General features: G+C 58.1%; 12 protein-coding genes. 2 read left to right on the top strand and 10 right to left on the bottom strand.

Going from position 1 to position 13412, the window contains the following annotated elements:
• Positions 1-52: 52 nt before the first annotated feature.
• The 7 genes from AC56K1_RS08125 to AC56K1_RS08095 form a co-directional block, all read right to left on the bottom strand.
• Entirely contained in the window at positions 53-718 is a 666-nt protein-coding gene (locus AC56K1_RS08125) for a hypothetical protein (protein ID WP_497157336.1), read from the bottom strand.
• Between the two features lie 330 nt (positions 719-1048).
• A complete protein-coding gene (locus AC56K1_RS08120) occupies positions 1049-2623 on the bottom strand; it encodes a T6SS phospholipase effector Tle1-like catalytic domain-containing protein (protein WP_497157335.1) in 1575 nt (524 codons plus the stop codon).
• Positions 2624-2691: 68 nt separating this feature from the next.
• A complete protein-coding gene (locus AC56K1_RS08115) occupies positions 2692-3111 on the bottom strand; it encodes a DUF3304 domain-containing protein (protein WP_497157334.1) in 420 nt (139 codons plus the stop codon).
• Positions 3112-3178: 67 nt separating this feature from the next.
• A complete protein-coding gene (locus AC56K1_RS08110) occupies positions 3179-4045 on the bottom strand; it encodes a DUF4123 domain-containing protein (RefSeq protein ID WP_497157333.1) in 867 nt (288 codons plus the stop codon).
• Positions 4046-4054: 9 nt separating this feature from the next.
• Positions 4055-6913 carry a type VI secretion system Vgr family protein gene (locus AC56K1_RS08105; protein ID WP_497157332.1) on the bottom strand — a complete coding sequence of 953 codons (2859 nt, stop codon included), beginning with the start codon at positions 6911-6913 and terminating at the stop codon, positions 4055-4057.
• A gap of 486 nt (positions 6914-7399) precedes the next feature.
• Positions 7400-8530: an NADH:flavin oxidoreductase gene (locus tag AC56K1_RS08100; protein WP_497157331.1), complete on the bottom strand. Its 1131-nt coding sequence runs from the start codon at positions 8528-8530 to the stop codon at positions 7400-7402.
• Between the two features lies 1 nt (position 8531).
• Positions 8532-8927, bottom strand: a complete 396-nt coding sequence (locus AC56K1_RS08095; protein ID WP_497157330.1) for a RidA family protein — start codon at positions 8925-8927, stop codon at positions 8532-8534.
• Between the two features lie 125 nt (positions 8928-9052).
• On the opposite strand from AC56K1_RS08095, the gene AC56K1_RS08090 reads away from it, so the two are divergent.
• The gene (locus AC56K1_RS08090) at positions 9053-9997 is read left to right on the top strand and encodes a LysR substrate-binding domain-containing protein (RefSeq protein ID WP_497157329.1); all 945 of its coding nucleotides are present in this window, start codon (positions 9053-9055) and stop codon (positions 9995-9997) included.
• Positions 9998-10194: 197 nt separating this feature from the next.
• On the opposite strand, the gene AC56K1_RS08085 is transcribed toward AC56K1_RS08090, so the two are convergent.
• From AC56K1_RS08085 to AC56K1_RS08075, 3 genes are all read right to left on the bottom strand, one after another.
• Positions 10195-10839 carry a TetR/AcrR family transcriptional regulator gene (locus AC56K1_RS08085; RefSeq protein ID WP_497157328.1) on the bottom strand — a complete coding sequence of 215 codons (645 nt, stop codon included), beginning with the start codon at positions 10837-10839 and terminating at the stop codon, positions 10195-10197.
• A 132-nt stretch (positions 10840-10971) separates the two neighbouring features.
• Entirely contained in the window at positions 10972-11715 is a 744-nt protein-coding gene (locus tag AC56K1_RS08080) for an SDR family oxidoreductase (RefSeq protein WP_497157327.1), read from the bottom strand.
• A gap of 37 nt (positions 11716-11752) precedes the next feature.
• Positions 11753-12856, bottom strand: a complete 1104-nt coding sequence (locus tag AC56K1_RS08075) for an alkene reductase (RefSeq protein ID WP_497157326.1) — start codon at positions 12854-12856, stop codon at positions 11753-11755.
• A 149-nt stretch (positions 12857-13005) separates the two neighbouring features.
• On the opposite strand from AC56K1_RS08075, the gene AC56K1_RS08070 reads away from it, so the two are divergent.
• Positions 13006-13389, top strand: a complete 384-nt coding sequence (locus AC56K1_RS08070; RefSeq protein ID WP_497157325.1) for a nuclear transport factor 2 family protein — start codon at positions 13006-13008, stop codon at positions 13387-13389.
• The last annotated feature ends 23 nt before the right edge of the window (positions 13390-13412 follow it).

The raw sequence follows: 13412 nt of genomic DNA, 5'->3' as shown, positions 1-13412 counted from the left end.
AATATTCAACCGGTATTGGCAACACAATGCCAGTCGGTTCGGGTGCGTCTGGCTAGCCCCCGAATATGGCGTTGAGTGTGATGAGGATGTAGATGAGGGGGGCAACCCACAGAAGGCTATACGCAAGCGGCAAGCGCGACGCCAGTGCGAAGAACCTGTCCATCTGTCGTTTGACCAGCACGCCGAGGATGGATGCCGCCGCCGCTGGAATCAGACTCGCAATCGCCATCATGGCGCGGCCCATGCTACAACCGCCTTCGAAGTTCGACTCGCAGGGAGCGTATGCATTGGCTGCCAGATACACTGTCAGTACTGTGAATACCAGGTAGACAACGCTGATGAGGATTGTGACGCCTATCCGTGCAGGCGACTGCGGCTCTAGCCGAGTCTGTCCCAACACCGCCGTACTGCCTGCGAGCGGGGGCGACGATACGCCGGTGATGTGCAACGTGCCAATTTTTCGCGTGCCACGGTAGGCGTCGACTTCGCGTCCAACACCCAAGGATGGCAGCATTGGGTCAGGCCGAACAAACGTCAGGAGAACACGGATCGATTGGCCGGGCATGAGCCAAGTCGCATCGAGCAACTCGTGACGCGCATGACCCAGCCGCTCGTCATTGACCTTGTAATGCAGCTCGGTGACATCGTCGACAGGATCACCTGCATTTTCGTTGAGATGGAAGATGCCCTCGAGGTGATTGACTTTGGCGTTTTTCATCGGTGGTAATTTCCTCGATGCATCGTCACTGCGGAACCTGAACGGGTTACGGACACTCCCGCGCACATTGTTGTGGTTGATCAGTAAGGCGCTAAAACGTTCGACTCATGGCAGGCTGATTAGCTGATTGGTCTCGATCACCGCGCCACGCCCAACACGCCAACGTAGCGGGATGGGCGATGGCGCAGGTCCTGAAATTATCCGTAGCGTTGGGAGAACAGGAAGAATTTCCCTAATATTGGCCACTTAAGGGTCGCTAGCCAGATGGTAGAAAGCCCGGACTACATGCTCGGACTTTTTATGGCCCTAAGGCGCAAGCGCCTTCAGCTTCTAGTCATTTCCCTTAAAAATCTTACGGAACTTAAGAATTCCTAGTCCATTGACCTTGTATTCGTTGGTGAAATCGCCTCCCATTTCGATGAAGCCAGCCATCGAATCATGTACATAGTTGCCTAAAAATTCTTCAATTGCGGGATTCAGGCTTTGTGGACGTATGGCATCTGCAACCGTGTACAGGTGCTGTAACTGCTTCGCTTGCGGCCCTTCTAGTCGAACGGCTTTCTCAGACTTTCGATGCTGCTCAATTGCTTCGGCAAGGTTGAACCTCTCTTCCGACGGCGGGACTGGATAGGCGCTCAGGTGCCGCATGCGATCGTTGAACGTATCCGTTGTCGCCTTGATGAATCCTTTATGCTTTTCCGTCGCGCGCTGATAGAAGGGCAAAGATCCGATGGCATTGCGGTACTTGTACCGATAACTCAAGTACAGACCCATGTGTTGCTGGTGCATTTTCTCCACCGGTCCTGCCGCGATGTTCGCAGCCTTGACGTATGCGTTGAAATCGGCTGCTGTATTTGGCGCGACCGTCAGATCTGCCTGCAACGGTGCCAGCAATTTATCCCAGCTCACGATTGGCACTCCTGCGAGCCGTGCCTCACTATACATCTGCGCACCGGGAATCCTGGCCATCTCGTTCGCGTTTTCCGGCGCAATGCCGAGTGCGTTTGGTGCGTAGCCTCCCCCGAGATCAGAGTGCGCACCCGGGTACATTACTTCCTTTGCATTACCCGGATAAGCACCACCCACTCGTACGGAATCAAGGGGAAATGCAGCACGCACTTCGTGCCCGGCTACAAAATGAACGCATTGTTCGACAGCCGGATGGATCTGCATATTATTATCCGCCCAAGACTGGTGCCCCTCTGCACCTGAATCGCCCAGCGAATTTGGAATGCCAACGGAGGCCACCGTATCGAATATGCCAAGAAAATTCAACCGGATCGGCATCCCGACAAACTCCCATCCGCCCCCGACCTGTTCGCACACCTCGAACAGCCAGTTGACGAAGGCTCTCGCTTCTGCGGCCCCGCGGGAAAAGCCAAAAACTGACAAATTGATGAGCTCTATTCGTGGCTTTTTCCCCTTGAGATTGGATGCGAGGACTTCCTTCCAATGCTGCAAGCCCTTGCGCCGCATGTAACCGGTATTCGTGACCGACGCCATGTTGTTAGAAATGCGAGCTGACATCTCCTCGTCCAACAGGGTGCTGTTGAGTATGTATCGTTGTGGGGAATTTAGCAGACGAGTAAATGCCCATATGATCCTATTTTCTCCATTCCAGGCGAAGGGGCCGCCTAAAGCGTGTCCCGAATCGCCGATCTCTGGAAATGGGGTTCCGACGCCGGGAATGTAATGCTTGAAATATCCTTCATCGTTTCGATCGGGATAAGTGTTAAATAGCTTCACAACATTGCTGTGCTTGCGGTCCAATGGCTTAGGATTTTTATAATCGATATCTCTGTTATTGCCAGTGCCATCAAAGAACAGCCCGATATTCAGCTGCCCTGTGCAGGAAGGAACGCCTTTCACCGGTAGTGTAGGGTTCAATGCCTTGGCACGTTGCATGACCTCTTTCGGCGTAAGTTTTCGAAGACCATTTGCGGGGAAGGGCTGGGGTGAAAGGGTTGCCATAGCTAGTTGGGCCTTGGATAGGGGTAGTCTGGATGACCTACAATTTTCGAGGTTACAAGAACTTTGACGGTATCGTCGGGATAGAAATGAACCGCAAAGGCGCTCATATCCTGCTTCGTATACTCTGGCACGTCCACGACCCGCTCCTTCCATGAATCGGTCACACGGTCATCGTCAGTCCATCGAACGGTGACCTTCATGCCTGCATGCCATTTGCGGGGTATGGTGACGCAACACACGAACGCTCCGCCCCCCCCGTTCGGGAAAATGCTATGCCCGCCGTAACCATCGACGGAGAACATGGATATGCCATTATCCGTATAATTCAATCCCGACAACTCAAGGCTGGCCTTGCCGGTCTCCGAACATGCGGCAACGGTCAATGCAAGAAGCAAAGCGGACATCCAGGATTTCTTGTTCATGACAACTCCATCAGTGTTCTGGCGCGCTTCGCTTTGGAAACATCGTTCTCCCACCTGTGCTGCCGGCCTAGTCGACAAAATTCGCTAATTCGTTGATCACACCTCCTGCTGTCCACTGCGAGCGCAACAACATGTCGCTTAAATTTGGATCCCTCAAACCTTTCCCGTCATTCAGAAGCGCCAGATAAGCCAGCGCAACGACATCAGGAAACGCCTGAACCTTGTGTCTCTGCGCATAGGAGCACGAGGCGACTACCCTGTCGTAGATCGCGGCGCGACTTCCCTCAGGAAGCGCCTCAGGGTTACTCTCTGCGATTGCGTCAAGAACGGCATCGGCTTCGCCATTGCTCACCAGGCGCGCAAACTCGGCAGGCGACAGTTCAAACCCGCCTTTGAACGGCGCCCGGTTTGCATTGAGCGGAAGCTCCTGCGGTGTGCCGTCACGTCCGATCACGATCCAGTCCGATAGCAAGCAGGTCATGCCGTCCCAATACGCCTGCCGCAGGGCATCCGGAAGGCCAGACAGCACGCGCGTGTCTGCAAAGCGAAGAAGAAACTCCTGGTCACCGTCCGTCATCGCGTTGGCGAACAGCTGGAAGTTCTCGTTGATGGACGATGCCGATGCGGAAGTGCCGATAAAGCTCAGCATCGGCCTTTCCTTCCTGTGCCGGATCAGGTTGGCCAGTTCCACCCTCAGTTGCGCTTCATCGTGTGCTGTCAGCACGATCAGGAAGGGCGACGCCGCCAGCAGGTCCGACAGGCCGTCACAGTCATACAGGGGATAATGTTCGTTCGGCAAAGAAGGGCCGGGTCGCCCATGGTCGAATGCGCTGTCCACCAGGGCGAGCCAGTTGCGTTCAGCCTGCGCCCTGATTTTTTCGATCAGCGCTGTGCACACAGTCGCGGTATGGGAAATGTCAGACGCGAAGTACATTCATCCACCTCACTTAAGCGACAGGGCACTGCCTGCCTTCAGCGCCTTCAGCAGGCAGTCGATGCAGACGTCCCGGGGCAGGCGCGGAAGCGGATAGTCCAGCTTGGCGGGACCGATAAAGCTCTTCTTCCCTGCGTGGACCTTGATTTTTCCTGGACACTCGACGGTAATATTCCCGCCTTCGATCGTGATGTTGGCGCCGCCGGCAGTCGACAAGCTGATGCGCTTCGCGGCTGCCCAGTCGATGTGGGCGTTCGCGCTGATTACCTTGACCTCGTCGCGCGCTTGAATGGTCGCGGTGTCGCGCAGCGCCTGGAAGTCGTTCGCATCTTTTGCGGCGATCAGCTGCAAGCCGACGTTGTTTTCCCCTGCCTTCACGGCACCGCTCAGGATGCCGATGGCCTGGCCGGTATGCATCCGCATCTGGCCGCCGGTGACGAACTGGGTGTCCTGGCCGCTCATGATTGTCGTCGTTTCCCCGTTGGCCAATTGCACGCTTTGGCTGGCATTCACACTGAGGCCGGCCTGGGCGGAGATCGCAATGATGGCGTCGCTCGTGAGCGGCAGCTTGCCTGCGGCAGGAGTGGTGAGCTTTTCCGCCGCATCGGCCACTGCCGAATCGATATCCTGGTCGCTGATCATTCCCGAAACCGCATTGAGCAAGGCCTGGAGAGGGGGCGCCGTGGCGTTCAGTACGCTCGCACCCGGTGCGTGCGTGCCCACATGGGCCGCGAGGGCGACCGTCTGATGCGTGGCTGCGGCCTTGCTGAGCGCCTCGCCCAGTTTGACGGCCTGCTTCAGCAGCGCGATTCCTGCCGCGTTGTCGCCTGCCGGATCGCGCGCGTCTGCCTGATGGTTGATCTTGTAGCTGGTGACGAGCAAGCCGGTGCCGGCGCGGATGGCGCCGTAGGCATCGGTGCGTAATTCGGCCCCGCTGTCACGGAAACTGCCCCGATAGTTATCAGCAGCGTGAATCAGATGGCCTAGATTCAGTTCGCTGGCAGCGTGCGAGCTCTTGAGTTGTACGCGCCCCTGTGCATCGGTGTCATCGAACAAGAGCTGGTTGTATCCCGAGCCGCCAAACTCTTTGCTCCGCACCCCCCACTGGGCGCCGCCGTTACGGTGGCCTGCGCTGTCGCTGGAAGCGCCGTGCCACACCGGGCTGTTGCCGCCCGTGAGATTGCCTTGTGCTGAAGGCGCATGGTCATGTGCGGCAGCGAAGCAAGAAATGTCGTTCTCCCGGTCTCGGCGGCCTCCTGGTGTTGGAACAACGCCACCTTCGCCCTGCCCGTTATACAAAGCGCCGACAATAATCGGGCGGTCGATATCGCCTTCCAGGAACTTCACCAGAACTTCGGTTCCAATACGCGGCAAGAACTGAAAGCCCATACCACCGCCAGCGGCTCGTTGCGCTACGCGAACCCAGCAACTTGCTGTGCCTTCCTGCCAATGGAAGCGAATCCGCACGCGGCCAAGCCGGTCACAATACAACTCATCGGCGCCGTTAGTGCTGTCGTTGCCATCGGCGCCAATGACGATTGCGGTTTGCGAGCCGAGCGCGGTAGGGCGGGTACGGCTTCGTCCATCGGTGCCGGGCAACTGTGGGCGCCAGATGACGTCAGCTTTTATCGCTTCAAAGGAGTTTGCATACCCGGTTTTCCTGGCCTGCTCGACTGCCAGCGAAAAATCGGCCGGCTTGTTGTGGCGAACGATTTCTTGCAGCAATTCCGGGATGGGGCCGAACAGTTCCGCCAATGCGTGCTGTGCCGGCGGCGGCATATTGTTCACGCCCACGCTGACCACGCGAAGCACCATAAATGCGGGCGCATCGCCGAGGTGCTTCAATGGGGTGTCGAGAACCTTCAAACGTATACCGGCTCGCAGGGTACGCAAGGTCGAGCTGCCGCTCCACATTTGCGCGCGTGCTTCACGTCCTTGCATTTGAATATCCGCGTAGCGCCGGGCCTGATCGGAAGTGGCGAAAGCATATTGTCCAGGCACGTCGAACGACTCAAGAGGCGGTAGCCTTATGCCGTTTTGCAGGAGAGACAGCGAGCTCACGGCTTTCACTTTCTTGGTTTTATAGTCATAACTGAGCACTGTCGATAGGGATGCGCCCAAGGAACGTTTCATCCGTAACGTCTGCACGGTATCTTGGCCTTCGCAAGCATGCGCACCGTGAAATCTGATACCACCGTCGGCTTCGCTACTGGGATCTTCTGGAATTGCCGTTAGTCGAGTGCTGCTTGCGAACAGCACAGCAGTCAACCCGTCCTCGCCCTGCTCAAAACGCCAGGCAAGGCCTTCCTCGGTCAACAACCTTTGGACGAAGTCCAAATCAGACTCGCGGTACTGGCAGCAGTAGCGGCGCGGCACCGCGTCATCCATGAAGGACCTCGCCTCGTCACTCCAACGCCATCGTGCCAGCGGCAAATACAACTTGAATACCGAGTCGACGATGTCGATGATGGTCGTGTCCTGCCATACACGGCAGTTGCGAGCTTGGCTCAAACGCCACAGCCATGGGGATAGCCGTAAGCGATAGCGCGCAAATCCACCGTCGCTGCCCAGCATCGCAATCTCGGTGATGTCGCCTGAAAAACAGGTGCGGCTGCCGTTGGCCAGGGTCACTTCCAGTGCAGCGTGTTGGCCGAGCAGCGGTTCGAGCGGAACATGTGCATTGGTTGACACCACAATGACATCACGGCCACCGATGCCATGCACCTCCTTGTCCGCGGCAAAAGCTTCGACCAGCAGGCCCCCTGAAAGGTTGGTGATGTCGTCACGAAGGGTGAGTGCGTACAGTCGAGTTGCACTGGAGAACTGCGTTAATGCGGTAGTGATCTGTGCAGTCAGGGCTATGCTCATACACGCCATTAATTGAAGTAAAACCAGGGCTAGATTTCTGAGGGGGAGGTTCAGTGCGTGCTCGGGGTGCACTCCGGCAACCTGAACAGGTTACGAGCTTGCCTATGCACATTGTTGTTCGTGATCAATCGGCGCTGAAATGTTCGGCTGGTGGCAGGCTGACTAGCGGCTGGGTTTCGACCACCGCGCCACGCCCAACACCGCCAACGTCGCGGGATAGGCGATGGCGAGGACCTTGAAATTATCCGTAGCGTCGGTCGGAATAGGGAGAATTTTTCTTAACATTTGTCACTTAAGGACTGCATTTGAAGACGTTGAATTATGTTTGTTAGCGAAAGATTATGTTTGGCAAATAAGAGCAAAGTTCGTCAAACCTTGGCTGAACAACAGGCGTTAGACACTTACTGATGTAGCAGCCCATGTGTGCCATGATCTGGCTACATGGGTAATCCTCCTGTGTCGGAGCCCGGCCCAGGCCCTATCTTGTCAGCAAACCGGGGACAGGCGTTCGGCGCGGCGCCGGTCGGCGTTGGCTAAGTCCGCAATCGGCGAAAGGATCTCGCGCTCGAAATCGCATATCGGCTTGCCGTCACGCACGCGCTGCGGCCAGTCGACATGGGTCAACGCCCCCCGTCCCAAGGACACCATGTCGGCTTCGCCACTGTCGACCAGTGCCGCCGCGCGCGAAGGGTCGTGCAAGGAACCGTTAGCGATCACCGGCAAGCCAATATGCCGGCACGCCAAGGCTGCCAGGCTCGGGCCGCTGCCGAATGCGCTTTTCCAGGCCTCGAATTCGGTGGTGTGAACGTAATCGACCGGCAACTGACATACCGCGCCAAAAATCAGTGCCGCGTCGCTTTCGGCACCGCCCCACTTGTGCGTAAAATCGTTGACTTTACCTTGGGAAATCCGCACCCCTACCGTAAAGTCCGCGCCGACCGCAGTGCGCACCGCTGCCGCGACCTCGCCGATCAGGCGGAAGCGCCCTTCCACATCGCCGCCATAGCGGTCGCTGCGCTCGTTGATCCCTTCGCTCAGGAATTGATCCAGTAGGTAACCATTGGCGCCATGAATCTCTACGCCATCGAAGCCGGCCTCGCGCGCCCGGCTGGCGGCCTCGGCGAAACCGCGCACCGCTTCATCGATCTCGGCTTCGCACATAGCGTGCGGCAGCAGATAGGGACCATTGCCGCGGTAAAACGTCATCTGCTGTCCCTTCGGCTGCACGGCCGAAGGCCCGCGTGTGCCAGCGCGATGGATATTCCCCTGCGACAGCGCACCGGCGTGCATCAGTTGGGCGACCATACGGGCACCACCAACATGGACAGCGGCCACCACAGGCTTCCAGGCCTCCCGCTGGCTGGCGTCGGACAGCCCGGGCTGATGCAGGTAGCCCTGCGAGAACGCCTTATCGGTATAGATGCCTTCGGTGATGACGAGGCCAAAGCCGCCTGTCGAAAACGCGCCGTAGTAGTCCAGCATCTGTGCGTTCGCGTGGCCGTCTGCGCTAGCACTGACGCGCGTCATGGGCGCCACCGCCAGCCGGTTGCTCAGTGCCATCCGGCCAATAACCAGCGGGGCGAACAAACTGCAACCGTTCCTGTGCTGGGTACCCATCTTAGTTCCCCGTGGCGTGGCGGGCGACGGCGATGGCTTCGATCTCGATCATCGCCTTGGGATCGTACAGTGCGCGGATTTCGGCGATCGTATCAGCCGGGAACGGCGCCGAGAAGAACTCGCGGCGCAGCGCGACGACGTCTTGGAAATGCCCCATATCGGTGACAAAGATGGTGACCTTGGCGACGTCCCCCAGGCTCGAGCCGCCCGCCTCGAGCGCGCGCCGCAGGTTGGCGAAGGCTTGCTTGCCCTGCGCGAGGAAGCCGCCCTCGACGATCTTGCCATTGTCGCCTGCGCCTGCTTGGCCCGAGATGAACAGCAGGTCGCCGAAGCGAATGCCCTGCGACAGTAGGAATGGTTCGTAGTTGTCGGGTTGGGTAACGATGCGTTCCAACATGATGAATCCTTTCGATGATGTCGGTTGGTGGCCGTCGGCCGGTATTGCCACGATAGGCTTCCACGGTTGCATTGACAAACTTGAAATTATCAGGCATAAGCTGAATTTATTTCACCCGTCAAACCATGCGACGTCTTCCTCCGCTTTCTTCGCTGCGCGCCTTCGAGGCGGCGGCCCGACATGGCAGCTTCAAGCGAGCTGCTGCCGAGCTCGCAGTCACGCCGACCGCGGTTAGTCACCAGATTAGATCCCTTGAGGAGTACACCGGCCTATTGCTGTTCGAGCGTCAGGTACGCAAGGTCGTCCTGACTGAAGCAGGCACTACGTTGTACCCAGTTCTGCGCGACGGATTTAATGCGTTTGAAACAATCCTGCAGCGACTTACCAACGCGGCGCCGCGGCGCCAGGTGGTGATCTCGGCGACAAACGCTTTCATGGCCCACTGGCTCGCGCCGCGCGTTGCGGACTTTCGCTGCCGTCATCCCGATATCGATCTCGAACTGCACGCTTCGGACCAGCCGATCGAACTGGGTTTCGGCCAAGCGGACATTGCCATCCGCTATGGGCACGGACCGTATCCCGGCATGCATTCGACCCCCCTGTTCTCGGACAGCTTCGCGCCGCTAGCCAGCCCGGCCCTGGCCGACGCCGACCTCGCCGACGAGCGACTGCCATTGATCGACTTCCGCTGGATGCGCGAAGACCCGCTGAATCCGACTTGGCAGGCTTGGTTCACGGCCGTCGGTCTGCCTTGGGCGGTACGTCCTGGCCAGCTCCGCTTTTCCAACGAGGGTCATGCCATCCAAGCCGCTCTCGCAGGTCAAGGTGTTGCGCTGCTCAGCCTGGAATTGCTGGCCGGGGAACTGCAGGCTGGGCGCTTGGTAAGGCTGCCAGGACCCACCCTTCCCGGGCATACCTACCACCTGGTCAGCAGTGCGGGATATGCGCCCGAGCCGCATGTCACGGCGGCGCGAAACTGGCTGCGTGCACAGGGCGCCGCCAGCACCGGAGCGCGAAACAAGCTTATTGGTAATCCCCCCATTTTAGAGCACGCTAAAAGTAGAGGTTAAGCGGCAAGAACACGTTTCTGTTTCGGTGTAACGCCATCTCTCGCCGCTGAGATGGCGCTACCACTTTTTTGTCAGCGCCTCCGCGACGATCTCGGCCTTGAGCCGCTCCTCGGCATATATTGTGTGTCAGCGACGGCGACCTCAGTCAAAGCGTCTTGATGAGCGTCACCCAAGTCTCTGTTGCAAGAATTAGCGAACTATTTCGAGACTGCTGTTTTTAAGCCAGGCAACAATCTAACAGCGTGAGCCGCTACCTTTTCCATTTCAGGAAGCGTCACCCCATCACGGACGTGGATGGACATGCCTTCGAGCAGCGTATTAAGTACTGCCGCGAGCGAGGCGACGTCGGTTTGCGCAGGGAGCTGTTTGTCGAGTACGCCTCGGTTCAGCGTTCTGGTGAAGTGGATGATGCCTTCTTGACGTAATGCTTTCATTGCCTCGAATACCTCAGCTGACTCGGAGGAGACGTTGATCGCCGCGATCACCACAAGACAGCCGCAGGGTACCAGGGGCGAGAGCAGAATGCCGGCGGCGTCCTTGAAGAAGCGGTCCACCGCAAGATAGACATCGGGTTCCTGTTCCATGCGCGCCCAAGTGTGATCCCAGTAGGTACGCTCGTAGAAGTCGACCGCCTCGAGGAACAACTTGGCCTTGTTGCCGAATGCGGCGTACAGGCTGGGCGGGTTGATTCCCATAGTCGAACACAGCTCCGCCACGGACGTAGGTTCATATCCCCTGCGCCAGAACACGTCCAGTGCCAGAGTCAACGCTTGTGCGCGATCGAAGCCGCGTGGCCGCCCCTTGATGCGTATGGCCGCGGTAGAAGTTTCGGTACTAGACATTGTGCGCGCCGCCTATATTGAATGTGAGAGTGTACGACGTAGCCGTCGAGTATACCGACCCGATATCACGCAGCGCAATGCAAAGCAGACCACATGCGAATCCGCAGTGGTCCGCATTTCTTCGTGCGCCTATCACCAATCCTGTCGGGTTGGCGAAATGATCACGTCATTGACGGTAACATTGGCCGGCTGGTCGAGTGCGTAGACGACGGCACGGCCGATGTCTTCTGGCGAAATGGCAATCCTGTTCAGTTCCTGCGCCGCTTTCCTGCCCTCGGGATCTGTCACTTTATCGGCCCAACCGGTGTTGATCACGCCTGGACTAATTGTATTGACCCGGATGCCATGGTGCACGCCGAGTTCCTTACGCATCGATTCCGTCATCGCCTGCACGAAGAACTTGGTCGCGCTATAGACGCCGGCCGCCGCGCCGACCTGATGTCCCGCCACTGAATCCATGTTGAGGATTTGTCCGGACCTCTGCTTTAACATGAACGGCAAGGTGGCCGCAACGGCGTTCAGGTACCCTTTAATATTGACATCGACCATCTTGTCCCAGTCATCGGTCGCCAGATCCGACCAATTGGAAAACAGCATTACGCCGGCGTTGTTGATCAGGATGTCGATGGCGCCGAAGCTGTCCTGCGCGAACTGCGCAAGCGCGACCATCTCGGCGCGGCTAGTGACGTCGCACACATGGCCAATGGCCAGGCCGCCTGCGGCTTTCAGCTCGCCGACGATCATCTCAACCCCGTCCGGATCACGCGCAGCGACGACAATCTTTGCGCCTCGTGCCGCCAGCGCCCGTGCCGAGGCCGCCCCGATGCCAGACGAAGCGCCTGTAATAACTACGGTCTTTTCTTTCAAATAATTCATGATTTTCCTAGTGGGTGAATAGAGTGTTCAGGTGGAATCAGTACGTTCCGTTTAACCAATCGGTGTAGCCCTTGGCTCCACCGCCGTAGTAGGACTCACGCGGGGCGATCGTCAGCTCGGCGCCGTAGCGCAGGCGCTCCACCAAGTCGGGATTCGAGATGAAGAGTCGGCCAAAGGCCACGGCATCGATCTTCTCCTGCTTCCGGCGCTCGATTGCCATGTCGAGGTCGTAGTTGTTGTTGCCGATATACGGGCCTGTGAACTGAGCACTCAGTGCATCCAGGTCGACGCCGGCAGGTACGTGGCGCGAGGTGGCGGTCGCACCTTCCACGACATGCAGATAGGCGAGATTGAAGCGGTTGAGTTCGCCAATCAGGTAGCCGTACATCGCCATTACATTGCTGTCGGGCGGCGTGTTGCCGGCGTCTGGCGTCACCGGAGACAGGCGGATGCCGACTCGGTCGCTACCCCAGATACCGACGATCGTCTGGGTGACTTCCAGGGTCAACCGGGCCCGATTTTCGATTGAACCGCCATACTGGTCGGTCCGCTGGTTAGTCGAGTCGCGCAGGAACTGGTCCAACAGATAGCTGTTAGCGGAGTGCACTTCAACCCCATCGAAACCGGCGCGTTTGGCATTAGTGGCCGCGATTTTGTACTGTTCAATGATGCCGGGAATTTCATCGGTCTCCAGGGCGCGCGGCATCGAGACCGGCACGAACCCGTTGACGGTGTAGGTATTGCCTTCCGCCTGTATGGCCGACGGGGCGACCGGGGCCGCGCCGTCAGGCTGCAACTCGACGCTCGAGAAGCGGCCAACATGCCATAGCTGGCAAACGATCCTGCCGCCGGCGGCGTGGACCGCATCGGTGACCTTTTTCCATCCTGCTACCTGCTCTTCGCTCCAGATGCCCGGTGTCGCGGCGTAGCCACGTCCCTGGGGCGAGATATTGGTGGCTTCGGCCACGATCAGTCCAGCGCCGGCACGCTGCGCATAGTAGGTGGCATGTAGTTCGTCCGGAATGCCTTCTTCACTGTAGCGGCTGCGAGTGACGGGGGCCATCACGATGCGGTTCGCCAGTTGCAAAGCGCCCATCGTGTAGGGCGAGAACAAGTCGGTCTGGGTAGAGCGGTCAGTCATAGGTTTTCCTTAAATTGAATTAGCTGGCACAATCTGTAGCACGCGCTATATAATACACCTACTTCTGTAGCGCGTGTTACAGATGCGTGGTTTGGCCTCGCGGCGCGCTAGGAGTGAATCCATGTACGACTACCTATTAGGAGAAGCAAATGTCCAAGCCAGACTACGTCCAGGAGTACGACGCAATCGTCGAAGTGCTCAGCCATTACAACGAAGGCGGGAAACAGGCACGCAGCAGCATCATGAAACCGGCTTTTAGTGACCAGGCCACGATTTTTGGTGTCGACGCCAATAGAAAGCTGATCGGAGGCGCGATCCAGGGCTTGTTCGACACGATCGATTCGGTCTTCAGGCCGTCGCCAGAAGCGTGTGGCGTCATCGCCAGCATCGATATCGTTGGCACGGCCGCGAGCGCCCGGATCGACACCAACGACATCTCCGGCTTCTGCTTCACCGATTTCTTCAATCTATTGAAGGTCGAGGGCAAGTGGATGGTTGTCAGCAAGATCTATCACACCCACGTCACCTCATAATTCAATCTGTTCATCCCCAAGGA

This window comes from Telluria sp. ZB4P37, assembly GCF_059685855.1.
Note: the sequence above shows the minus strand (reverse complement) of the source record. Positions and strands in the feature narration are given on the sequence as shown.